This is a genomic window from Kribbella voronezhensis, from assembly GCF_004365175.1.
Classification (GTDB): Bacteria; Actinomycetota; Actinomycetes; order Propionibacteriales; family Kribbellaceae; genus Kribbella; species Kribbella voronezhensis.
Window position 1 is genome coordinate 5,043,051 of sequence record NZ_SOCE01000001.1, and the last position, 21,855, is coordinate 5,064,905.

A 21,855-nucleotide genomic window follows, 5' to 3' on the forward strand; every position below is an offset into this window, starting at 1 on the left:
CTGCTGTCGCGGAAGGTCGGCGGCACGATTCCGAGTCTGATCGGAGGGCCCGGCGTAGTCATCCCGGAACCTTGTAGTCCAGCGACGCCAACCTGCGGGTGAGAAACCGATCGTCCTGCGGCCGGATGAGGTAATCTGCCGGTGTCGCACTAGAAATCCATGCTCTGACACCAGGTGCTCCAGGCGTGGATGCAGCCACGGAAGCCTCCCGGCGGCGGTCGCCGGTAGAACGCGTGCCGTACAGACCGGGGGGATGCGTTCGTCCTATGGCCGACCAGCCCGTCTACAGCATCGGGGCACTGGCGCGGATGCTCAGCATCCCGGCGGCGACGCTGCGGACGTGGGAGGAGCGGTACGGGGTCGTGATCCCCGAGCGCAGCCCGGGTGGCCATCGACTCTATTCGCGGCTGCAGGTGGAGCAGTTGCGGTTCGTCGGGGACCGATTGTCGGACGGAATGTCTGCCGGTGACGCCTACCGGCTCCTGCAGGGCCGGATGGCCGGTGGCATTTCGCTGGAGTCCGGACGAGTGCCGGGCGGCGACGGATTGCTCATCCTGGTGGCCGAGCAGGATCCGTTCGCCGCTGACTTCTCCGACTATTTCCTGCGGACCGAAGGGTACGCCGTCACGGTCACCTCCACCGCCGAGCAGGCCATGGCCGAGGCCATCCGCAAGACTCCGGATCTGATACTGATCGATCTGCTGATCTCGGGCGGGCAGGGACTGCGGCTGTGTGCACAGGTGCGACAGCTCTTCGACGTTCCGGTGCTGGCGATCTCCACGCTCGATCTCCGCGACGAGGCGTTGGAGGCCGGCGCGGCCGCATTCCTGGGCAAACCCCTCGAGCCGCTGCGACTCGTGTCGGTGGTCCGGGATCTCCTCGGCCAGAGCGCCTACCTGCGCTCGGGCTCCACCGCGGAGCCGAACCCGTGAACGACCGGATGACCTCTGGATCGGATCCGCTCGACGTCGTGCTCGGCGGCGGACTGCCGCGGCACGCGATCGTGCTGGTCACGGGCTCCCCAGGCGCCGGTAAGACGATCCTCGCGCAGCAATGGGTGTTCGCCAATGCGACCCCTCAACGGCCGGCCCTGTACCTGTCCACGGTCTCCGAGCCACTGGAGAAGCTTCTGCGGTACGGCCAGACACTGTCGTTCTTCGACCCGGCGGCGGTCGGGCACAGCGTGTGGTACGAGGACCTCGGGCTCGTCCTCCGCGACCAAGGTCTGCCGGGAGTTCTCGAGCGCGTGCGCGAACTCATCCGGATCAGGCAGCCCGCGATGATCGTGATCGACAGCTTCAAGGCGATGCATCCCTACGCCGGCCGCAGCGGTGCCTTCCGCCCGTTCCTGCACGATCTTGCCGGCATGCTGAGCGCCTACCCGGCGACCTCGCTCTGGCTGGGGGAGTACCAGGAGGACGAGATCCAGCGCTCTCCCGAGTTCGCCGTGGCCGACGCGATCATCGCCCTGAAGAGCGTTCACTCCGCCGAACGCACCTCCCGGGCTCTGCAGGTACACAAGCTGCGCGGCGGTGGGTTTCTGGCCGGAAGGCACTCCTACCGTCTGTCGGCAGAGGGCATCACCGTCTATCCCCGGCTCGCCGACGCCGCGGACTCCAGTGACTACGAGCTGCGCGGTGAACGTGTTCCGTCCGGTATCCAGGCGCTCGACGACATGCTCGAGGACGGCTACTGGTCCGGAGCGTCGACCCTGGTGGCGGGGCCGACCGGCATCGGGAAGACACTGATGGGACTGCACTTCGTCTTCCATGCCGTCAGCCAGGGCGAGCGCGCGATCATCGCGACGATGCAGGAGGACCCGTCGCAGCTGGACCGGACGGCGTCGCAGTTCGGCTGGTCCGTGAAGTCCAGCGAGCTGACGCTCATGTACCGCAGCCCCGTCGACCTCAACGTGGATCAGTGGGTGTACGAACTCCTGGACATGATCGAGACGACCGGTGCCAGCAGGGTTCTCCTCGACAGCCTCGCAGACCTGCAGGCCGCGGCAGCGGACGAGATGCGCTTCCGGGAGTACCTCTACTCGTTGCTCCACCGGTCGTCGCGCTGCGGTACGAGCCTGATGATGACGTACGAGCTGCCTGAGCTGTTCGGGGTGTCCAAGCTCTCGGACGTGGCGGCGTCGCACATGGCCGACAACGTCGTACTGCTGCAGTACAGAGGTCTCACCGAGGTGATGTCGCGCACGCTCACGGTACTGAAGACACGGGCCACCGACCATGAGGCCGGGGTCCGGGAGTTCCAGATCACCACCGACGGGATCATCCTCGTTCCGCGCGAGTGATGAGGGACTTTGGGGCTGGTCAGGGTACTAGGCAGAGGTAGTTGCCTTCGGCACTTCCTCAGCACCTCTGGCAGAACACCGGTCGCGCGAGGGAGTCTCGATACGTACCGCGACGCGCACGACGAGTGAGAAGGATGGCTCCCCATGTCCACGCAACGGCCGTCCGCTGATCGGCTTCGCGGTCGGGCCGGGGAGCTCAGGGCGGTCGCCGACCTGCTCGGCTCCGCGGCGACGGGGCACGGTGCGATCCTGCTGGTGGACGGTGCACCGGGCGTCGGGAAGACCTGCCTGCTCGCCGCGGCCGAGGAACGGGCAACGCGCCAGGGCTTCAACATCGCGCGGGGTCAGGTGGACGAGTTGCCGCGGCCGTTACCGCTGGCGCCGCTGTTCTCGGGACTGGACCTGGCGCCCCCTGCTGGTACTCAGGCCCGGGCGCCGGCCGATCTTGGCCAGCTGCTCGCATGCCTCGAGAAGCTGGCGGTACAGACGGGGATACTGGCCGCACGAGCCCCGGTCCTCATCACGCTGGACGACGTTCAGTGGGCCGACGCGGCGACCATTGCGGCGCTGCGAGCGTTACCGACCTGGCTGGCCGAGTGCCCGGTCGGATGGCTGCTGGTACGGCGGATGGGCGCACGGGATCCGCGGATCGAGTGGTTGTTCGGCGAGTGGGAGCGCTCGGGAGCGGTTCGGATCGCCCTCGGGCCCCTCGCGGACGACGCCGTCACCGACCTCATCGCCGACGTACTGAGAGCGCGACCGGACCCGGAGCTGCTGGCCATGGCCCACGGTGCGGCAGGGAATCCACTCCTGGTCAGGGCGCTGCTGGACGGACTGCGCGACGAGGGTGGGGTCGCCGTCGCCGGGACCCGGGCACGGTTGCTGTCCGGGCAGCCCCCGAGGCGGGTGCGGGAAGTGATCCACGACTGGGTCATGCGGCTCAGCCCTGCCGCGCGCCATCTCCTCGAGGTCGCCGCCTCCGTGGACGGGTCGTTCGCCGTGGACGATCTGGCCGGCCTGCTCGGGTGGCCGGCCGAGCAGGTGCTCCCGCCGCTGGACGAGATCGTTGCCGCCGACCTGTTGACCGTCGTGGAGAAGGACCTCCTGACCTTCCGTCACGACCTGGTCCGGCAGACGGTGGTCGACAGCGTTCCGCCGGCGGTGCGTCTCGCGCTGTGTGGTCAGGTCACCGGGACGCGCCGGCTCGCCACAGCGTTGGCAACGACCCCGATGACCGACCGGCCCGCAGACGGGGCAACCGTACGGGGCCGGGTGAAGATGCGCTATCCCCTGCGATGGGCGGGCGAATGTGCCGACCGGGCGCAGGGAGCCACCAGGGGCTGGGAGGGTTTGACCGGCGCCGAGCGAACGGTGGCCGAACTGGTCGCACAAGGGCTGACCAACCGTGAGGTCGCGACCCGCATCTTCCTCTCGCCGCACACAGTTTCCTTTCACCTGCGCAAGGTGTACCGCAAGCTCGGGATTCGCAGCCGGGTGGATCTGACGCGCGCGTTCGTCCAGCGCGAACAGGATCGGCGAACCTGTCGATGACCACCCCGCCGATGCGCCCACCTCATCAGGGTGGCGGGCTCCGGTCGGCTGCCCGCAGATCCTTGCACGGCCGGGAGGTCGAGGCCCGCCGGCTCAGCGAGTCCGTCATGGCGGTGGCGGCGGGCCAGGGGTGCGTGATCGTGATGGAAGGCAAGGGGGGCCTCGGTAAGAGCCGGCTGACGCGGGAGGCGGTGACCTGGGCCCGGCGGCTCGGGGTCGCGATCGCGCCTGCCGTCGCCGACGAGCTGCCGGGGGCGGCGCCCCTGGCACCCTTGCTGGCGGCACTGCGCGGTTGCGATCCACCCATCCTCGCGAACCCGGAGTTCGACCCGGTCCACGGGCGGGACTATGACGCCGCGTGGCTGATCGATCAGCTCGAGCAGGCGCTCAGGAAGGCGACCGTCCACCAGCCGCTGCTGATCACACTCGACGACATGCAGTGGGCGGACTCTCTCACAGTCGTCGCGGCCAGAGCCCTGACCGAACGCCTGGCAACCAGCCCGGTCATGTGGCTGCTGAGCAGGCGTCCATGGCCGTCCGGGCCGATGCTCGACACGTTGTTCTCCGACCTGGTCGCAGTCGGAGCGGTCCCGCTCCGGCTCGCGCCGCTGCCGTCGGAGGCTGTCGCCCGGTTCGCCGGTGAGCTGCTGGGGGCCGCACCGGACGGCGCCCTGCTGGGACTCCTGGACAAGTGCGCCGGCAACCCGTCCATCGTGGTGGATCTACTCACGACGCTCGCCGAACACGACGAGCTGATCATCGACGCGACGCACGCCCGGCTTCTGCCCGGCTCCCTGGACCAGCGGCTCCCCGACTGGCTTTCCCAGGTGACGCCGCTGACCCGGCAACTTCTGGACGTCGCGTCGATCTTCGGCCGCACCTTCGATGTGCCGTCCGTGGCGAAGGTCCTGCACCGCAAAGTCGCCGAGTTGCTGCCGCCCGTCCAGGAGGCGCTCGGGGCCGGCCTGCTGGTGGAGGAAGGCACCCAGTTGGGCTTCCAGCACGATCTGATCCGCGACGCGGTCTATCGAGGGCTCTCACTCGACGCGCGCAGGAGGCTGCACCGCGAGGCTGCTGACGCGTTGCTCGCCACCGGCGGATCGGTTCCCGACGCGGCCGCCCACGCGATCAGCGGTGCCGAGCCCGGAGACACCGACGCCGTCGCGCTGCTGATCCGTGCTTCCGACGAGATGGTGGCCGCTGCCCCTGGCACAGCGGGGGACCTGCGGCTGCGAGCCGTCGATCTGATGGCAGCCGCCGACTCCGGTCGGCCCTGGCGTGTCATGGAAGCGATCGGGCTGCTCTTCCTGGCCGGGCGCAGCGCCGAGGCTCAGACACTGTCCGAGGTCGCCTTGCAGGACGGCTTGCCGGCCGAGGTCGAGGCGAGGCTCCGGTTCCAACTGGCCGACTCGCTCGGAACCGCCGGCTACTCGGCCTCGGCGTTGCACCATGCCAGAACCGCCCTCGGCCTGGCGGATGTCGAAGGCTCGACGAGGGCACTGCTGTTCGCCGCGGAGTCGAACGCACATCTGCTGGCAGGCGATTCCAGCGCGGCGCTGCGGGCAGGCGAACAGGCGATGGCCACCGACATGACGCCGGATCGCGCCGGCCGGGCTCTGCTCACGATGGGGGTCGCCGAGCGGGTGCGCGGTCGCCTCAGGAGATCGCTGCAGCTGATCGACGAAGCCGCCGACCTGCTGGCCGCTGACGCGGCGGGCGCGCGACGCCTGGAGGCGCACTGGGCACGAGGACGCACGCTGATGGCACTCGATCGCTTCGACGAGGCGCAGGCCGCCTGGGATGCCGCCGATCGATGGGCTGGCGAACCCGGCACGGCTGCGACAGAGGTGTTCAGACGCACCTGCCACGCGCTGCTGCTGCTGCACCGAGGTGAGCTTGCGGATGCCGTTGCCGCGGGCAACGCAGGTCTGAGCCGGGCCGAGGAGCTGAAGTCGTGGATGTACGTGCCGGAATTGTGCGCGGTCCTGGCCGAGGCCAGCGCCTACCGGGGCGAGTTCGGAGTGGCCCGCCGCCGTTTGCGACACGGTGTCAGCAGGGTGAGCGAGCCGCGGAGCGTCGGTGCGCAGCGGCTGGCCTGGGCGACGGCAGTGGTCGATGAGGCAGCCGGTGAGGAGCCCGTGCGGGTGCTCGCCCACCTTGCCTCGCTCTATGAGCAACTGCCGGACCGGCTGGAAGCGCTCGCGTTCGATCCGATGGCTGGACCGTTCCTGGTGGGCCTGGCCAGACGAGCCGACGATGCCAGATATGCCGGTATCGCCGCTGAGGCGACGGATTCCCTCAGTCGCATCAACCAGGGCGTGATCTCCTTCGCCGCCGCGGGCCTGCAGGCAGGCGGTCTGCTCCACGGCGACGACGACCGGCTGGTTGCAGCCGCGCGCGCGTTCGAAGCGAGTCCCCGGCCGCTGGCCCGCGCCCGTGCCGGCGAGGATGCCGCCCGCGGCCTGCTTCAGCACGGTCGGCGCGCAGAGGCCGTTGAGCAGCTCCAGCTGGCCCTTGCCGACTACGATCGCGCCGGCGCCGTCGTACTCGGCCGGCGTGTCCGGGACCGGCTCGGCGACCTCGCCGGGTCGGGAGCGGATCGTTCGGCGGCCGGTCCGGCCGCCTTCGGCTGGGCCAGTATGACGACGGCCGAACTCCGGGTCGCGCGGCTGGTCGCGACCGGACTCACCAACCGCGCCATCGCCGACGAACTCGACCTGTCCCCGCACACGGTGGAGTCCCACCTGCGGCACACCTTTCGCAAACTCGATGTCCGGTCCCGGGTCGAACTGACCCGCGTCGTGCTGACCCGCGAGCCGACTCCCGGCGAGAACGATCGCTGATCGGCCCCCGGTCGGGCGATGACGTGCCGAGCCCCCGGCGCTGGGAAACCACCTGAACCAGGGATGCGTCCTTCGGCACGGCGGCGGAACTTGGTCCTGTCGACCCCTCTCGAAAGGGACTTCCATGACCACCCCCCAGGAGACACCCACCCTCATCCGCGGCGAGACCATCGCCTCGTTCGCCAGTTACGCCGAGGCCCAGCGCGCGGTGGACTACTTGTCGGACAACGGCTTTCCGGTGGAGAACATCACCATCGTCGGCTCGGACCTGAAGCAGGTCGAGCGAGTGATCGGCCGGCTGACCAAATGGAAGGCAGCCCTGGCCGGTGCCGGCTCCGGAGCCTGGATCGGCGCCCTGATCGGCCTGTTGCTGTCGTTGTTCGCCGACACCGGCACCGGTGTCGTGGCGATCCTGCTCTGGGGCGTGCTCTACGGAGCGATCTTCGGAGCCCTGTGGGGATTCATCGCGCATCTGTTCACCTTCGGTGAGCGCGACTTCTCCGCCGTCGGGCTGACCGTGGCGACACGGTTCGACCTGTACTGCGTGCACGAGCACGCGGCGCGGGCCGTCGAGATGCTGGCCCGGATGCCCGCCCGCGGCCGGCCCTGACCACCCGCATCGCCCCCGGCCCCCTGGAACCACCTGTTCCGGGGATGTGCGTCCTGGCGCGACCGGACCAGGCTCGTGGGTATCCGTGACAGCCGTAAGCAGGCCCCGAACAGCAGGATCCAACAGGAGGTAAACCATGGCCAAGGCCGTCGGCATCGACCTGGGCACGACCAACTCAGTGATCGCGGCGATCGAGGGTGGCCAACCAACGGTCGTCCCGAACGCCGAAGGAGCCAGGACCACCCCCTCTGTGGTGGCGTTCACAGACTCCGGTGAGCGGCTGGTCGGCCAGTTGGCCCGCCGGCAGTCCGTGCTCAACCCCAAGGGCACGATCACCTCGGCGAAACGGTTCATCGGCCGAAGGTTCGAGGAGGTCTCCTCGGAGCTTTCCGCCGTGTCCTACGACGTGGTCGCGGGGCCGGACGGGGCGGTCAGATTCAAGATCCGGGACAAGTTGCACGCGCCCGAGGAGATCTCCGCGCTGGTACTGCGCAAACTCGTCGAGGACGCCGGAAAGTTCCTCGGGGAGAAGGTCACCGAGGCCGTCATCACGGTGCCGGCGTACTTCAACGACGCACAACGCCAGGCCACCAAGGACGCGGGCCGCATCGCGGGCCTGGAGGTGCTGCGGATCATCAACGAGCCGACCGCGGCGGCACTGGCCTACGGGATGGACAAGCTGGAGAACGAGACGGTCCTGGTGTTCGACCTCGGCGGCGGGACCTTCGACGTCAGCGTGCTCACGGTCGGCGACGGAGTGGTCGAGGTCCGCGCCACAGCCGGTGACTCCCATCTGGGCGGCGACGACTTCGACCGCCGGATCGTCGACAAACTGGCCGACGACTTCCAGCGCGAGGTGGGGGTCGACCTACGGCAGGATCCGCAGGCGTTGCAGCGGCTCTTCGAGGCTGCCGAGAAGGCCAAGGTCGAACTCTCGTCGGTCACCCAGACGACGGTCAGTCTGCCGTTCATCACCGCGAACGCCCAAGGTCCGCAGCACCTGAACACCACGCTGATGCGCTCCACGTTCGAGCAGTTGACCGCCGACCTGATCGATCGCTGCCTCGGGCCGGTGGAGCAGGCGATGGCCGACGCCAAGATGACGGCCGGCGACATCGACGAGGTGATCCTGGTCGGCGGCTCGACCCGGATCCCGGCGGTGCAGGCCCTGGTTCGCCGGATGACCGGCGGCAAGGACCCGAACATGACGGTGAACCCGGACGAGGTGGTCGCGGTCGGTGCCGCCGTCCAGGCCGCGATCATCAAGGGAGAGGTCAAGGACGTCCTGCTGCTCGACGTGACCCCGCTGTCGCTGGGGCTGGAAACGATGGGTGGCGTGATGACGAAGGTGATCGAGCGCAACACCACCATCCCGGCTCGGCGTACCGAGGTCTTCAGTACCGCCGAGGACAACCAGACCGCCGTCGACGTGGTGGTCCTGCAGGGCGAGCGGGAACTGGCCGCGGACAACCGGGTGCTGGCCCGCTTCCGGCTGGAGAACATCCGTCCGGCGCCGCGCGGCGTACCGCAGATCGAGGTCACCTTCGACATCGACGCGAACGGCATCCTGCATGTGGCCGCCAAGGACAAGGACACCGGCGCCGAGCAGCAGGTCACCATCAGCGAGACCTCCAACCTGGACCAGTCCGAGGTCGAACGAATGGTCGCCGACGCCGAGGCACACCGCAGCGAGGACACCCGGATGCGGGAGCTGGTCGACGCACGCAACGCGCTGGACTCCGCCGCCTACCAGGTGGAGAAGTTGCTCGCCGACCGGGGCGACGCGGTGGCCGAGCACGACCGCGCCCGGGCCGAGATGCTGGTCGGCGACGCGCGCGAGGCGCTGCAGAGTCAGGACGCCGGGCTGGAGCGGCTACGTTCGCTCACCGGCGAGTTGCAGCAGGTCGCGCAGGCGCTGAGTACGAGCACGCCGCCCCAGGGCTCCGGCACACCGCCGCAGGGCTCCAGCGGCAGTTCGCCGGCAGATGGTGGCGATGACGACGTCATCGACGCCGAGTTCTCGACGAGCTGATTCCGATGGCCGAGCAGGAGACCGACACGACCGACACGGCGCCGCCGGTCGAAGAAGCTTTGGAACAAGCACGACAGAAGGCCGCCGAGCTTGAGGACAACTGGCGGCGTACGGCGGCCGAGCTGGACAACTTCCGCAAGCGGGTCGCGCGGGAATCCAGCCGGCAGCGGGACACCGAACGCGCGCTGGTCACCGCCGGCTGGTTGCCGGTGGTCGACAATCTGGAGCTTGCACTGGAACACGCCGACGGCGAGGACGGCGCGATCGTCGAAGGTGTCCGGGCCGTGCGCGACCAGGCCCTCGCGGTACTGGCCGGTCTGGGCTACCCACGGTTCGACGACGAGGGCAAGCCGTTCGACCCGGCGCTGCACGAGGCGGTCGGAACGACGCCGCGCCCGGAGGTGCCGCCCGGCACGATCGTGCACGTCGTCCGGCCCCGGTACGGCGACGGAGAGCGGGTGCTCCGCCCGGCTGCCGTGGTGGTCGCCGCGAAGGAGAGCTGATGCCTGCCAGGGATTTCTACGAGATCCTTGGGGTCTCCCGGACCGCGAGCGCCGACGAGATCCAGCGCGCCTACCGTCAGCTGGCCCGCCGGTACCATCCGGACGTCAACAAGGACCCGGACGCGGAGGAGCGGTTCAAGGAGGTCTCCGAGGCCTACGACGTCCTGTCCGATCCACAGCAGCGCAAGCGGTACGACGCGTTCGGCGAGGATTTCCGCCGGGTGCCGGCCGACGTCGACCCCGACACGTACAGCCGTTCCCGTGCCGGCGCCGGCCGGGCCGGCCGGACCGGCGGTGGCGGCCGTGCCCGGGAGGGCGGCTGGGAGACCGGAGCCGGGCAGTTCGATGCCGAGGGCATCGATCTGGACGACCTGCTGGGCGGAATGTTCGCAGGCCGGGGCCGGCGCGGGTGGGGCCGGATCCCGGGCTCGGACCAGGAAGTCGAGCTGGAGCTGACCGTGGAGGAGGCCTACCGGGGTACCAGCCGGAAGCTGACGGTGCGTGGTCCGACCGGGACGGACCGGACCATCGACGTCAAGATCCCGGCCGGTGTGGTGAACGGCCAGCGGATCCGCCTCGGCGGACAGGGCGGCCAGGGCACCGGTGGCGCGGCCGCCGGTGACCTGTACCTGCTGGTCCGGATCGCGGATCATCCTCGGTACCGGGTCTCGGGCCGTGATCTCGTCGTCGACCTTCCGCTCGCCGCCTGGGAGGGAGCGCTGGGGGCGTCGGTGCCGGTCGAGACGCCCGATGGTGAGGCGACGGTGAAGGTGCCGAAGGCCAGCTCGACCGGACGCAGGCTGCGCCTCAAGGGCCGCGGCCTGCCGAACCCCCGCGGGGCACCTGGCGACCTGTACGCCGAAGTCAGGCTGATGGTCCCCGAACGGCTCACCCGCGAGGAGAAGCGGCTGTTCGAGGAGTTGGCCGGTACGTCGAAGTTCGACCCGAGGAGACCGTCGTGAGCCATTCGTTGACCAGACCCACCCGGTTCGCGCTGGAGGACTTCGCGCGGCTGGCGGGCGCACATCCCGAACTGCTGAGACGGTTCGCCACTCTCGGACTGCTCGAGGTGACGACAGATCGCACCGGCGAGTTGTGGTTCAGCCCGTCCCAGTTGGGCCGGGTGGCCCGGATCCAGCGGTTGCGAGCCGGGTTCGCCCTGAACTATGCGGCGCTGGGGCTGGTGATGGATCTGCTGGACCGGATCGCCGTGCTGGAGGCGGAGCGCAGGCGCTTCGCCGGAAGAGGAGCCAGGACATGGATATGAACCGGCTGACGCAGAAGTCGCAGGAGGCTCTGCACGACGCTCAGACGAAGGCGCTGCGGTTCGGGCACAGTCAGATCGACGGCGAGCACCTGCTGCTGGCGCTGCTGGACCAGCCGGACGGCCTGGCCCCGAGGCTGCTGGCTCAGGCCGGCGCGGATCCGGACGGGCTGCGGGACAGGCTCGAACAGGAACTGTCCCGGCGTCCCAAGGTCAGCGGTCCGGGCGCGGAGCCCGGCCAGGTGCTGGTGACCCAGAGGTTGTCCCGGCTGCTCGACGCCGCCGACCGGGAGGCCAAGCGGCTCAAGGACGAGTACGTCTCGATCGAACACCTGGTGATCGCCTTGCTGGACGAGGGACGGCAGAGCACCTCCGGGCGGTTGCTCGCCGAGCAGGGGCTGACCCGCGACGGCTTCCTCTCGGCGCTGACCACCGTCCGGGGGAACCAGCGGGTCACCTCGGCGATGCCGGAAGCGTCGTACGAGGCGCTGGACAAGTACGGCCGCGATCTGGTCAAGGATGCCGCGGAGGGCCGGCTGGATCCGGTCATCGGCCGGGACAACGAGATCCGCCGAGTGGTGCAGATCCTGTCCCGCAAGACCAAGAACAACCCGGTGCTGATCGGAGACCCCGGCGTCGGCAAGACCGCGATCGTCGAGGGACTCGCGCAACGGATCGCCAACGGCGACGTCCCGGAAGGGCTGCGGAACCGGACGGTGTTCGCGCTGGACATGGCCTCGTTGGTTGCCGGGGCCAAGTACCGCGGTGAGTTCGAGGAACGGTTCAAGGCCGTGCTCAACGAGGTGAAGGCGGCCGAGGGCCGGGTCCTGTTGTTCGTCGACGAGCTGCACACGGTGGTCGGTGCGGGTGCGACCGAAGGGGCGATGGACGCCGGCAACATGCTGAAGCCGATGCTGGCCCGCGGTGAGCTGCACATGATCGGCGCCACCACGCTCGACGAGTACCGGATGCACGTCGAGAAGGACGCGGCGCTGGAACGCCGGTTCCAGCCGGTGGTCGTGGACGAGCCGACCGTCGAGGACGCGATCTCGATCCTGCGTGGACTGCGGGAGCGGCTGGAGGTCTTCCACGGCGTGAAGATCCAGGACGCGGCGATGGTCGCGGCCGTCGTGCTGAGCCACCGGTACATCTCCGACCGGTTCCTGCCCGACAAGGCGATCGACCTGGTGGACGAGGCCTGCGCGATGCTGCGGACCGAGATCGACTCGATGCCGGCCGAGTTGGACGAGCTGACCCGCCGGGTACGCCGGCTGGAGATCGAGGAGGCCGCGCTGGCCAAGGAGGAGGACGCCGCCAGCCGGCAGCGGCTGGACGAGCTGCGCAAGGAGCTGGCAGATCTCCGGTCCGAGGCGGACGCCATGCACGCGCAGTGGGACGCGGAACGGCAGGCGCTGCGCAAGGTGCAGACCCTGCGGCAGCAGATGGAACAGGTCCGGCAGGAGGCCGAGCAGGCCGAGCGCGACTACGACCTGAACCGCGCGGCCGAACTGCGGCACGGACGGCTGCCGGACCTCGAACGTCAGCTCGCGGCCGAGGAGGAACGACTGGCCACCAAGCAGCACGGCCATCGGCTGCTCCGCGAGGTCGTGACCGAGGAGGAGATCGCCTCGATCGTGTCGCGCTGGACCGGCATTCCGGTCAGCCGCTTGCAGGAGGGCGAACGCGAGAAGCTGCTGCGGCTGGACGAGGTACTGCACGAGCGGCTGGTCGGCCAGGACGAGGCCGTCCAGTTGGTGGCGGACGCGATCGTCCGGGCCCGCTCGGGCATCAAGGACCCGCGCCGGCCGATCGGCTCGTTCATCTTCCTGGGCCCGACCGGGGTGGGAAAGACCGAACTCGCCAAGACGCTCGCGGCGGCGCTGTTCGACACCGAGGAGAACATCGTCCGGATCGACATGAGTGAGTACCAGGAGCGGCACACGGTGAGCCGGCTGGTCGGAGCGCCACCCGGCTACGTCGGTTACGAGGAGGGCGGCCAGCTGACCGAGGCGGTTCGGCGCAAGCCGTACTCCGTGGTGCTTTTCGACGAGATCGAGAAGGCACACCCGGACGTCTTCAACACCTTGCTGCAGATCCTCGACGACGGCCGGCTGACCGACGCCCAGGGCCGGACGGTGGACCTGCGCAACACCGTGATCATCATGACGTCGAACATCGGCTCGGCGTACCTGCTGGACGGGGTGACCGCGGACGGGCAGGTGAAGGAGGACGCCCGGGATGCCGTGATGGACGAGCTGCGGCGGCAGTTCCGCCCTGAGTTCCTCAACCGGGTGGACGAGATCGTGTTGTTCAAGCCGCTCACGATGGCCGAGATCGAGCGCATCGTCGACCTGATGTTCGACGATCTGCGCACCCGGCTGGCGGATCGCCGGATGACGCTCGAGGTCGAGCCCGAGGCGGCCCGGCACATCGCCGCCCAGGGGTTCGACCCGGTGTACGGCGCCCGTCCGCTGCGGCGGTTCATCGCCCGCGAGGTGGAGACCCGGATCGGTCGCGCCCTGCTCGGCGGCGACATTCTGGACGGAGCGGTGATCCGGGTCACCGTCCACGACGGCGAGATCGCCGTCAGCCACGAGAACCCGGTGGAGGTGGCGGCATGAAGGTCACGACGTGTCCCCACTGCGGGCGCCGCAACCGGGTGCCTGCCGCGGCGGAAGGCATTCCCCGCTGCGGCAACTGCCACCGGCCGCTGCCTTGGATCGTCGATGCCGGCGACAACGACTTCGCCGAGGTCGTGGAGCAGGCCAGTCTGCCGGTCCTGGTCGATCTGTGGGCTCCCTGGTGCGGACCGTGCCGGATGGTCAGTCCGGTGCTCGAAAAGCTCGCCAGCGAGAAGGCCGGCCAGTTCAAGCTGGTCAAGGTCAACGCCGACGAGGCGCCGGGGCTGTCCCAGCGTTTCGACGTGCGATCCATTCCGACCCTGATGGTGCTGCGGCACGGACAGGTTGTCGCCACCCAGATCGGTGCCGCCCAGGCGCCGGTCCTGCGGCCCTGGCTGGAAGACGCACTGGCCAAGGAGCCGGCCCCGTGATCAACGAACCCCGGCAGTCCTGATGAAGGAAACGCCCGACCTGTACGGCGCCTATCCCCGGTTGGAGGAATACCAACTGGCCGAGCTCACACCGCTCGGCGAGCGCCGCACGACCAGTGCGGGCGACGTGCTGCAACCCGCGGGGGAGCCGTCGGACGAATTCATCGTCGTGCTCGACGGCACGGTCGCCGTGGTGCAGGACACGGCCGAGCAGGAACGTGTCGTGGCCGTCCACGGGCCGCACCGGTTCCTCGGCGAGATCGGCATGCTGACCGGGCAGCAGTTGTTCCTCAGCGCGGTGGCACAGGAGCCGGGCGAGGTGCTGGCGGTGCCGCTCGACCAGCTGAGGGACCTGGTACCGCGGGATCCCCGGCTGGCCGACCTGATCCTGCGGGCGTTCCTGATCCGCCGGTCGCTCCAGCTGACCCTCGGCGCGGGCTTCGCGATCGTCGGATCCCGGTTCTCGGCCGACACCCGCCGCCTGCGGGAGTTCGCGGCGCGCAACCGGCTGCCACATCACTGGATCGACCTGGAGAACGACGCGGAGGCCGAGCGCCTGCTGCGTGAACTCGGCCTCGGACGGGACGAAACGCCGGTGGTGATCTGGCGGGGTCAGGTACTGCGGAACCCGGACAACGAACAACTGGCCGCCGCGGTCGGACTGCGCCGGACGACGCCAGTGCGGTCGGCCTGCGACCTGATCGTCGTCGGCGCGGGGCCGGCCGGTCTCGCGGCCGCGGTGTACGGCGCGTCAGAAGGACTGGCGACCGTGGTCCTGGACTCCGTCGCCACCGGCGGCCAGGCGGGTACTTCGTCGAGGATCGAGAACTATCTGGGCTTCCCGGCGGGCATCAGTGGCGCGGAACTGGCCGACCTCGCCGAGATCCAGGCCAGGCGCTTCGGTGCCGAACTCACCGTGCCGGCCACCGCCGTGGCCCTCGAGGAGCGGGACGGGCACCACGTAGTACAGCTGGCGAACGAGGCACGCATCAGCAGCCGGGCGGTCCTGATCGCCTCCGGCGTTCGGTACCGAAAACTGGAGCTGCCCGGACTGGACGCCGTCACCTCGGCCAGCGTGTACTACGCGGCGACCGAGCTCGAGGCGAATCTGTGCCGGAACGACCCGGTGGTCGTTGTCGGGGGCGGCAACTCCGCCGGACAGGCCGCGGTGTTCCTCGCCCAGCACGCGGCCCAGGTGGTGCTCGTTGTCCGGAGCAACGAACTCGGGCAGGACATGTCCCGCTACCTGGCCGACCGGATCGAGCAGACCGACGGGATCGCCGTACTGGCGCACAGCGAACTGCGTGCGGCCCACGGCGACCGGGTGCTGGAAGAAGTCGTGGTGGAGGACTTGAAGACCGGGCAGCGCCACGTCGAAGCGGCCAATGCCCTGTTCGTCTTCATCGGCAGCCTCCCGCACGTGCGCTGGCTGGGCGACCAGATCGTGCTGGACGATCGAGGCTTCGTCCTCACCGGGAGCCAACTGCCGGGCAAGCGGCAGTTGCTCGAGACCAGCAGGACCGGAGTCTTCGCCGCGGGCGATGTCCGGAGCGGCTCGGTCCGGCGGGTCGCCGCCGCCGTCGGGGACGGTGCCCTCGCCGTACGCATGGTGCACGAGCATCTCGGCCACTCCCGGTGAGTCGTTGCTAGTAGCAACAGTAGGCCGCTGGCCTCGGCTCCGGCGGCGGGCGGCCGCCGCGTCAGGAGTCGGTGGATTGCCCGGCGTCGCGGGCGAGGCGGTCGCGGCGGTCCTGCTCGCGCTTGGAGTACGCGGCGGCGCGAATCGCCTCGTCCGACTCCAGGCCGGAGCCGAGGCCGCCGCCAGCAGTCGCGGCAGACGCGACGAACCAGGCCAGGACGAACAGGTCGCCGTGGCCCACCGGTGCGTTGACAGCGCCGGCCATCACGTCCGGGTCGACGACGAAGTAGGCCAGCGCGAGGTTCACGACGTACAGGCCGGCGTAACAGATCAGCACGCCGACCATCAGGGTCACCAAGGTCGAGGCGTTGTAGAGGCGCGACCTTTCCCGCGACCGCGGGGAGTCGTCGTCGGGGCGGTCCCACAGTTCTCCGTCGATCACCAGCCACCCGACGACGAGCGCGATCGAGCCGATCGTCGCGACGACCAGCCGCCACCACGACATCGAACTGGCCAGCGGCCAGACCGTGGAGTTGATCGTGGCCACGGCGCCGGTCGCCAGCGCCGCTACGAGCGCGGATTTCAGCCCGGGCACCAACAACCACGGCCGGTTGGCGAGCACCATGCCGGAGAGCAGGCGCCAGCGGCCGCGCCGGCGGGGAAGGGCTACCCGATGCTCGTTCTGCGTGGTCGACTCCGCCATGCCGCTGACCAGCGAGCGCACCGCGCTCCGGGCGCGGGAATGCATCCGGAGCCCACCCAGTGCGGGCAAGGACAGCACCGCGACCTGGCGTTCCGCATCGGTCTCGACCAGCAGGTGCCGGCCGTCGTGATCGTGGAGTGGAAGCTCTGTCAGACCGACCACGAGGTCCCAGCCCCGCCTGCGAGCGTGGTTCTGCAGCCGGCCCACCGCTACGCCGACGTCCTCGGAGCCGGTGGTGAACGGCTCACTCACCACGGTGATGTCCCACGCGCTGCGACCGTCGAGCGGACTCAGGTCGGTCAGTCGTCGTGCGATCACGGTCGGCGCGGCGGGATCAGCCACGAGTCCGACGCGAATTGACTCCATGGCCGTTCAGTACCCAGTCGTGCAATGACTACCCGATCAGGGGATGTCGGCTCCGGGAGCGGCTGCAAGGCTCGGAGTCCCAGCCCCTGACAGCAGGAGACAGCCATGCTGATGCGTTTCGACCCGTTCCGTGAGGTCGCGTTCCGTGAACTCGACCGGATGACCCAAGCGCTGTCGAACACCGGCGGCACCGGGATGCAGCAACGCACGATGCCGATCGACGCCTATCGGGACGGCGATCAGTTCGTCATCCACTTCGATCTGCCCGGCGTGGACCGGGACTCGATCGACATCACCGCAGAGAAGAACGTGCTGACCGTCCGGGCGGAACGCGACTGGCAGCCGTCGGAGGGCCGGGAGGTCGTGGTCGCCGAGCGTCCGCAGGGCACGTTCACCCGTCAGCTGTTCCTCGGCGAGAGCCTGGACCTCGATCGGATCGCCGCGAGGTACGACCGCGGTGTGCTGACCCTGGTGGTGCCGGTGGCCCAGCAGGCCAAGCCGCGCCGGGTCGAGATCACCGAAGGGTCGACGACTGATGGAACCACCGTCAGCGTGGACTCCGGTGCGAACGGCACGACGCCCGGCAGCGACAACGCCGGCACCCGCCAGGAACAGCAGCCGGTCGGCAACAGCGCATGAGCCGGACGCCGACCAGGAGCTCGGCAGCCTGAGTCCTGTCCGGCGGCGCGAGGACGGCCGCTGCCACGACGTCGATCGAACGAGAGGACGACACCAGTGAGTTCTCCGAGGGGCAGCAAGAGCGCGGCCGGTGCGGCAACCCTGGCACTGATGGCGGTGGTCGCGGTGGTGGCGCTCATGGTGGGTGCCGCCGTGGCGAATCGGAAGGCCGACCACGACGTACCGCAGGTCCAGCTCGGCCGAGGGCCTGCGCCGCTGGATCCGGCGGTGGCCGCGACGCAACGAAGCCTGGTGGACTTCTGGGCCGGCGAGTTCCCCGCTGTCTACGGCAAAGGGTTCGAGCAGTTGCGCGGCGGGTTCCAGCCGAAGTCGCCGCAGAGCCCGCCCTTCACCTGTGCGGGTAAACGCCAGACCTACGAGGACCTGAAGGGGAACGCCTTCTACTGCGGCGGCCCGGGCGACGACTACATCGCCTACGACAGCGCGCAGCTGTTCCCCCAGTTGAACAACGAGTTCGGCGGGATCGCTCCGGCCGTCGTACTGGCCCACGAGATGGGGCATGCGATCCAGCGACGGGCCGGGGTGGATGCCCCGTCGGTGGTGACGGAACTGCAGGCCGACTGCTTCTCCGGCTCCTGGCTCCGGTACACCGAGAAGACCGCCGACGACCCGGTCGGCCTGACCGACGGCGCACTCGACACCTCGATCAGCACGATCCTCGTACTCCGGGACCAGCCCGGCACCCCGGCCACGAATCCCCAGGCCCACGGGCTCGGCTTCGACCGCGTGAACGCTTTCCAGACCGGGTACGAAGGCGGAGCCCGCGGATGCGCCGCGTTCCCCGAGGGCCGTGCGGTGACGACCGAACTGCCGTTCCGCACGGTGGCCGAGGCGCGGACCGGCGGGAACCTGCCCTTCAGCGAGGCGATACGGGTACTGTCCGGATCCCTCGACGACTACTGGACCGCGGCCATGCCGCAGGTCGTTCCCGGCAAGAGTTTCAATCGGCCGGCGCGCAGGCAGGTCGATCGCCCGCCGGAGGCGAATTGTGTTGTCGAGATGGGCTCCGGCTACTGCTCCGACGGCAACGCGGTGGTCCTGGTGACACCCGAACTTCTGCAGGCGCACCAGCGGATCGGCGACCTGGCCACCGGTGCTGCGCTCAGCGAGGCCTGGGGACTCGCGGTGCAGTTCCAGGCCGGGTTGCCGTCTTCGGGGCGAGCGTCTGGTCTGCAGCGGGACTGCTTCACCGGTGCATGGCTCTCCGCCCTTGCCGGCGACGGGCTGGACGGGACTTCGCTGTCACCGGGCGACGTCGACGAGGTGCTGGCCACCATTGTCGCCGACAGCACGAGCCCGACCGGTTCGCGGCTCGACCGGGGTGGTGCGTTCGAGCGGACAGCGGCGATGCGTCGGGGGTTGTTCCAAGGGCTCGGCGCCTGCAGGTGAAACGCCCGCAACCACCTGTTCCGGGGATGCGCGCCGTCCGGCGGTGGACAAGATTTGGCAGCGCCCAACCCATTCGAAAGCAGCAAGACCCAAGATGCAGGAGGCCAAGCATGGCCAAGGCCGTTGGCATGAAACGGGATGTGCTCACGACGACCCGGGCCAGGTGACGAGCGCGATGGATCCCCACCTGTCCCTGGTCAGGCCGGTCCGGCCACGTACACCCGAAGGGTGCGAGGAGTGCCTCAAGCTGAACTCGCCCTGGGTACACCTGCGCCTGTGTCTGAGCTGCGGTCATGTCGGCTGCTGCGACTCGTCGCCGCTGAAACACGCCCGCGCCCACGCGGCGTACGACGGACACCCGATCGTGCAGTCCCTCGAACCGGGTGAGAACTGGCGCTGGTGCTACTTCGACGAGGCCTTCGTCTGACCGACCGCACGGCCGGCACCGAACGATCCACTCATCCCCGCTGAGGACGGACCCATGTTCAACCACCGTCAGGACCTTCAGTTCAAGTCGGTTCCCGAGCAGCCGGACGCCTGGTACGCGCGCCGTCTGGAGGACGTGCTCGGCGGCCAGTACGACGAGGTCGGCGTCGCCATGCACTACATGTTCCAGCCCTGGGACATGCATGTTCCCGGCAGATATCGCGACCTGGTCTTCGGCCTCGGCGCCGAACAGGTCGCCAACATCGAGATGCTGGCGACGATGATCGCCCAGTTGCTGGAGCACGCTCCGGCGACCGTCCTCGACGACGCCGTCCGGCTCGACCCGGCGGTCGCCGCGGTGATCGGCGGCACCGACCTGCAACAGGCCATCGCCGTCGGCGCCGCGGCCCAGGCCGCGGACAACCCCTGGCAAGTTGCCTCCGGCAACGTCAGCCGGAACCTCGCGGCCGACTTCCGGACCAATGCCGACGCCGAACACCACCGCTGGACGCAGCTGTCCGGCCTCTACCGGCTGACAGATGACGCCGACATCCGGTACCTGCTCTCCTGCCTGCTGGCACGAGCCGCGGTGGATCGGCGGCTGTGCCGATCCGCTGCCGCGGAGCTGGCCGAGGACGCGCCGCTGGCGGACGGCTGAAGGATCCGCGACCTGTCGTGCCAGACAGATATTCCGTACTTCGGTGGGTACAGACAGGCATTCCTCAGTCGGCGAAGAGCTCCGTCCGATCGGTGAACCTGTGATCCGCGCGGAGTGTCGACCGTCTCCTGATTCCGCGTGGCTGAAGGGAGTTTCCATGCGGGACCGTCCGCCCGTCGCCGAGATGACCGAGATTGCTGCCTCCACCGCTTCCTTGCCTGATCGGGCCAACGCGCTCCTGGACAGGCTCGACCGTTGGGTCCCGTTCGAAGCCGCGTGGCTGGCGCTGACCGATCCGTGGTCGAAGGTCTACGCACCGATCGGCACCTGCAGGCTGGATCGATCGGTGACGTCCTACCTGGACCGTCCGGCGGTGGCCCAGGAGATCGAACTGACCGGACTGAACCGGGACCGGCCGCCCGTCAGCGTGGCGGAGCTTCCGATCGCGGTCGACGAGTTGCCGACTTGGGCGGAGTGCCTCACCCCGGCAGGCTTCCGCGAAGGTCTGGGCGTCGCCCTCTTCGAACCGAATGGCGCGCACGTAGGATTCCTCGGCCTGCTGTACTCCAGCAAGGAGCCTCCGACACCTGCGATGCGTGATCGCCTCGGGCAGCTTTCTCCGCTCATCGCCCGGGCACTGTCCCCGATGCGTTCACTCCTTGCCAGCACGCGCCTCGTGGAAGGTGCCGTCGCGGGTGCCGTCATGCTCCGCGACGGCACCACCTGCCCGCTGCCGGGACTCGACGACCACACATTGCTCGACGCCGAGTCGCCGGTCGTGGACATCGCCCGGGGGACCCTCCTGGCGGGACAGGTCTACCGCTCGTTCCTGTGGCCGGTGGGAAACGACTCAGGAGCCGGCGACCACGTGCGGATGACCGTACTGGCGGCGACCGAGCTACCAGCTTTCGTCTTGGGCATAGTCCTGATGACGCCCGACTGCGGTGCCCGGGGCCTCACTCCACGAGAACTCCAGGTGCTGGGACTGCTGGTGGAGGGCTGCTCGAATCAGCAGATCTCCCGGAGGCTGGTCGTAGCCCCTCGTACCGTCGCCACGCACGTCGAGCACCTCTTGGGCAAGCTGCAGGCGCCGACGAGAACGCTCGCCGCCGTACGGGCGGAGCGGGAGGGCTGCTACGTCCCTCCCGCTCCCACCTGCCTGCCCGTCCGGCGGCATTGACCCGCACCGGTCGTCTAGCCAGCCGGACGGAACACGGCACGAACGCAACCGTCCTCCTTGTTCATGCCCGGCCACCGGCGCCCGCCGACTGCGGGGCCTTGGCGAATTCCTGCACGATGCGTTCGCAGAAGGCCGGCAGATCGTCGGGGGACCGGCTCGTGGTGATGTTGCCATCGGTGACGACCTGCTCGTCCACCACCTCCGCGCCGGCGTTGCGCAGATCGGTGCGGACGCTCGGCCACGAGGTCAACCGGCGGCCTCGCGCCACATCGGCCTCGACGAAGCTCCACGGACCGTGGCAGATGGAAGCGACCGGCTTCCCGGACTGGACGAAGTTCCGGACGAACTCCACCGCGGCGGGTTCCATCCGCAACTTGTCCGGGTTCACCGTCCCGCCCGGCAGGAGCAATGCCTCGTAGTCGTCGACCGCCACCGAGCCGACCAGTTGGTCGACCGCGAAGGTCCCGGCATCCTCCAGATCGTGGTTGCGCGCCTGGATCTCGCCGCCGGCGATGGAGACGACCTCGGTGACGGCGCCGGCGTCGTCCAGTGCCTGCCGCGGTTGCTCCAGCTCGACCCGCTCCACCCCGTCCGCCGCGAGAATGGCGATCCGGCGTCCTTTCAGCTCTCCAGCCATG

Annotated in this window: 19 protein-coding genes; 17 read left to right on the forward strand and 2 right to left on the reverse strand. The window is 69.3% G+C overall.

Going from position 1 to position 21,855, the window contains the following annotated elements:
- Positions 1-266 precede the first annotated feature (266 nt).
- The 12 genes from EV138_RS23615 (at position 267) to EV138_RS23670 (ending at position 15,796) form a co-directional block, all read left to right on the forward strand.
- The gene (locus tag EV138_RS23615) at positions 267-932 is read left to right on the forward strand and encodes a response regulator (RefSeq protein ID WP_133980968.1); all 666 of its coding nucleotides are present in this window, start codon (positions 267-269) and stop codon (positions 930-932) included.
- Between the two features lie 8 nt (positions 933-940).
- A complete protein-coding gene (locus tag EV138_RS23620) occupies positions 941-2,302 on the forward strand; it encodes a DUF7125 family protein (protein ID WP_202866803.1) in 1,362 nt (453 codons plus the stop codon).
- A 144-nt stretch (positions 2,303-2,446) separates the two neighbouring features.
- Positions 2,447-3,853 (forward strand): helix-turn-helix transcriptional regulator, encoded by a 1,407-nt coding sequence (locus EV138_RS23625; RefSeq protein WP_133980970.1) that lies wholly within the window; start codon positions 2,447-2,449, stop codon positions 3,851-3,853.
- The gene (locus tag EV138_RS23630) at positions 3,850-6,696 is read left to right on the forward strand and encodes an ATP-binding protein (RefSeq protein WP_133980971.1); all 2,847 of its coding nucleotides are present in this window, start codon (positions 3,850-3,852) and stop codon (positions 6,694-6,696) included. The genes EV138_RS23625 and EV138_RS23630 overlap by 4 nt, the downstream gene beginning before the upstream one ends.
- Before the next feature lie 124 nt (positions 6,697-6,820).
- Positions 6,821-7,306: a YflT domain-containing protein gene (locus EV138_RS23635; protein WP_133980972.1), complete on the forward strand. Its 486-nt coding sequence runs from the start codon at positions 6,821-6,823 to the stop codon at positions 7,304-7,306.
- Positions 7,307-7,442: 136 nt separating this feature from the next.
- Positions 7,443-9,338: a molecular chaperone DnaK gene (gene dnaK, locus EV138_RS23640; protein WP_133980973.1), complete on the forward strand. Its 1,896-nt coding sequence runs from the start codon at positions 7,443-7,445 to the stop codon at positions 9,336-9,338.
- 5 nt (positions 9,339-9,343) lie between these two features.
- Complete coding sequence (locus EV138_RS23645; RefSeq protein ID WP_133980974.1) at positions 9,344-9,841, forward strand: nucleotide exchange factor GrpE; 498 nt, start codon at positions 9,344-9,346, stop codon at positions 9,839-9,841.
- Positions 9,841-10,803: a DnaJ C-terminal domain-containing protein gene (locus EV138_RS23650; RefSeq protein WP_133980975.1), complete on the forward strand. Its 963-nt coding sequence runs from the start codon at positions 9,841-9,843 to the stop codon at positions 10,801-10,803. Before EV138_RS23645 ends, EV138_RS23650 begins: the two co-directional genes overlap by 1 nt.
- On the forward strand, positions 10,800-11,108 hold the full coding sequence (locus EV138_RS23655; protein WP_133980976.1) for a chaperone modulator CbpM: 309 nt from the start codon (positions 10,800-10,802) through the stop codon (positions 11,106-11,108). Before EV138_RS23650 ends, EV138_RS23655 begins: the two co-directional genes overlap by 4 nt.
- Positions 11,099-13,726: an ATP-dependent chaperone ClpB gene (gene clpB / locus EV138_RS23660; protein WP_133980977.1), complete on the forward strand. Its 2,628-nt coding sequence runs from the start codon at positions 11,099-11,101 to the stop codon at positions 13,724-13,726. Before EV138_RS23655 ends, clpB begins: the two co-directional genes overlap by 10 nt.
- Positions 13,723-14,157 (forward strand): thioredoxin, encoded by a 435-nt coding sequence (gene trxA, locus EV138_RS23665; RefSeq protein WP_133980978.1) that lies wholly within the window; start codon positions 13,723-13,725, stop codon positions 14,155-14,157. The genes clpB and trxA overlap by 4 nt, the downstream gene beginning before the upstream one ends.
- 22 nt (positions 14,158-14,179) lie before the next feature.
- Positions 14,180-15,796 (forward strand): FAD-dependent oxidoreductase, encoded by a 1,617-nt coding sequence (locus EV138_RS23670; RefSeq protein ID WP_133980979.1) that lies wholly within the window; start codon positions 14,180-14,182, stop codon positions 15,794-15,796.
- Positions 15,797-15,857: 61 nt separating this feature from the next.
- On the opposite strand, the gene EV138_RS23675 is transcribed toward EV138_RS23670, so the two are convergent.
- On the reverse strand, positions 15,858-16,865 hold the full coding sequence (locus EV138_RS23675; protein WP_133980980.1) for a hypothetical protein: 1,008 nt from the start codon (positions 16,863-16,865) through the stop codon (positions 15,858-15,860).
- A gap of 105 nt (positions 16,866-16,970) precedes the next feature.
- Between EV138_RS23675 and EV138_RS23680 the strand changes: the two genes are divergently transcribed.
- From EV138_RS23680 to EV138_RS23700, 5 genes are all read left to right on the forward strand, one after another.
- A complete protein-coding gene (locus tag EV138_RS23680; protein WP_133980981.1) occupies positions 16,971-17,504 on the forward strand; it encodes an Hsp20/alpha crystallin family protein in 534 nt (177 codons plus the stop codon).
- Positions 17,505-17,600: 96 nt separating this feature from the next.
- Positions 17,601-18,953: a neutral zinc metallopeptidase gene (locus tag EV138_RS23685; RefSeq protein ID WP_133980982.1), complete on the forward strand. Its 1,353-nt coding sequence runs from the start codon at positions 17,601-17,603 to the stop codon at positions 18,951-18,953.
- A 175-nt stretch (positions 18,954-19,128) separates the two neighbouring features.
- Complete coding sequence (locus EV138_RS23690; protein ID WP_202866804.1) at positions 19,129-19,380, forward strand: UBP-type zinc finger domain-containing protein; 252 nt, start codon at positions 19,129-19,131, stop codon at positions 19,378-19,380.
- Between the two features lie 54 nt (positions 19,381-19,434).
- Entirely contained in the window at positions 19,435-20,037 is a 603-nt protein-coding gene (locus EV138_RS23695; RefSeq protein ID WP_133980984.1) for a manganese catalase family protein, read from the forward strand.
- A 157-nt stretch (positions 20,038-20,194) separates the two neighbouring features.
- The gene (locus tag EV138_RS23700) at positions 20,195-21,217 is read left to right on the forward strand and encodes a helix-turn-helix transcriptional regulator (RefSeq protein WP_133980985.1); all 1,023 of its coding nucleotides are present in this window, start codon (positions 20,195-20,197) and stop codon (positions 21,215-21,217) included.
- Between the two features lie 61 nt (positions 21,218-21,278).
- Here the strand turns inward: EV138_RS23700 and EV138_RS23705 are convergent, their stop codons facing one another.
- Positions 21,279-21,854, reverse strand: coding sequence for a type 1 glutamine amidotransferase domain-containing protein (locus EV138_RS23705; RefSeq protein ID WP_133980986.1), 576 nt, complete (start codon positions 21,852-21,854; stop codon positions 21,279-21,281).
- Position 21,855: the final 1 nt, after the last annotated feature.

What these genes read in the sequence shown, in the direction of transcription:
- EV138_RS23615 (WP_133980968.1), top strand. Translation starts at nt 267, where the DNA reads ATGGCCGACCAGCCCGTCTACAGCATCGGGGCACTGGCGCGGATGCTC.
- EV138_RS23620 (WP_202866803.1), top strand. Translation starts at nt 941, where the DNA reads ATGACCTCTGGATCGGATCCGCTCGACGTCGTGCTCGGCGGCGGACTG.
- EV138_RS23625 (WP_133980970.1), top strand. Translation starts at nt 2,447, where the DNA reads ATGTCCACGCAACGGCCGTCCGCTGATCGGCTTCGCGGTCGGGCCGGG.
- EV138_RS23630 (WP_133980971.1), top strand. Translation starts at nt 3,850, where the DNA reads ATGACCACCCCGCCGATGCGCCCACCTCATCAGGGTGGCGGGCTCCGG.
- EV138_RS23635 (WP_133980972.1), top strand. Translation starts at nt 6,821, where the DNA reads ATGACCACCCCCCAGGAGACACCCACCCTCATCCGCGGCGAGACCATC.
- dnaK (WP_133980973.1), top strand. Translation starts at nt 7,443, where the DNA reads ATGGCCAAGGCCGTCGGCATCGACCTGGGCACGACCAACTCAGTGATC.
- EV138_RS23645 (WP_133980974.1), top strand. Translation starts at nt 9,344, where the DNA reads ATGGCCGAGCAGGAGACCGACACGACCGACACGGCGCCGCCGGTCGAA.
- EV138_RS23650 (WP_133980975.1), top strand. Translation starts at nt 9,841, where the DNA reads ATGCCTGCCAGGGATTTCTACGAGATCCTTGGGGTCTCCCGGACCGCG.
- clpB (WP_133980977.1), top strand. Translation starts at nt 11,099, where the DNA reads ATGGATATGAACCGGCTGACGCAGAAGTCGCAGGAGGCTCTGCACGAC.
- trxA (WP_133980978.1), top strand. Translation starts at nt 13,723, where the DNA reads ATGAAGGTCACGACGTGTCCCCACTGCGGGCGCCGCAACCGGGTGCCT.
- EV138_RS23670 (WP_133980979.1), top strand. Translation starts at nt 14,180, where the DNA reads ATGAAGGAAACGCCCGACCTGTACGGCGCCTATCCCCGGTTGGAGGAA.
- EV138_RS23675 (WP_133980980.1), bottom strand. Translation starts at nt 16,865, where the DNA reads ATGGAGTCAATTCGCGTCGGACTCGTGGCTGATCCCGCCGCGCCGACC.
- EV138_RS23680 (WP_133980981.1), top strand. Translation starts at nt 16,971, where the DNA reads ATGCTGATGCGTTTCGACCCGTTCCGTGAGGTCGCGTTCCGTGAACTC.
- EV138_RS23690 (WP_202866804.1), top strand. Translation starts at nt 19,129, where the DNA reads ATGGATCCCCACCTGTCCCTGGTCAGGCCGGTCCGGCCACGTACACCC.
- EV138_RS23695 (WP_133980984.1), top strand. Translation starts at nt 19,435, where the DNA reads ATGTTCAACCACCGTCAGGACCTTCAGTTCAAGTCGGTTCCCGAGCAG.
- EV138_RS23700 (WP_133980985.1), top strand. Translation starts at nt 20,195, where the DNA reads ATGCGGGACCGTCCGCCCGTCGCCGAGATGACCGAGATTGCTGCCTCC.
- EV138_RS23705 (WP_133980986.1), bottom strand. Translation starts at nt 21,854, where the DNA reads ATGGCTGGAGAGCTGAAAGGACGCCGGATCGCCATTCTCGCGGCGGAC.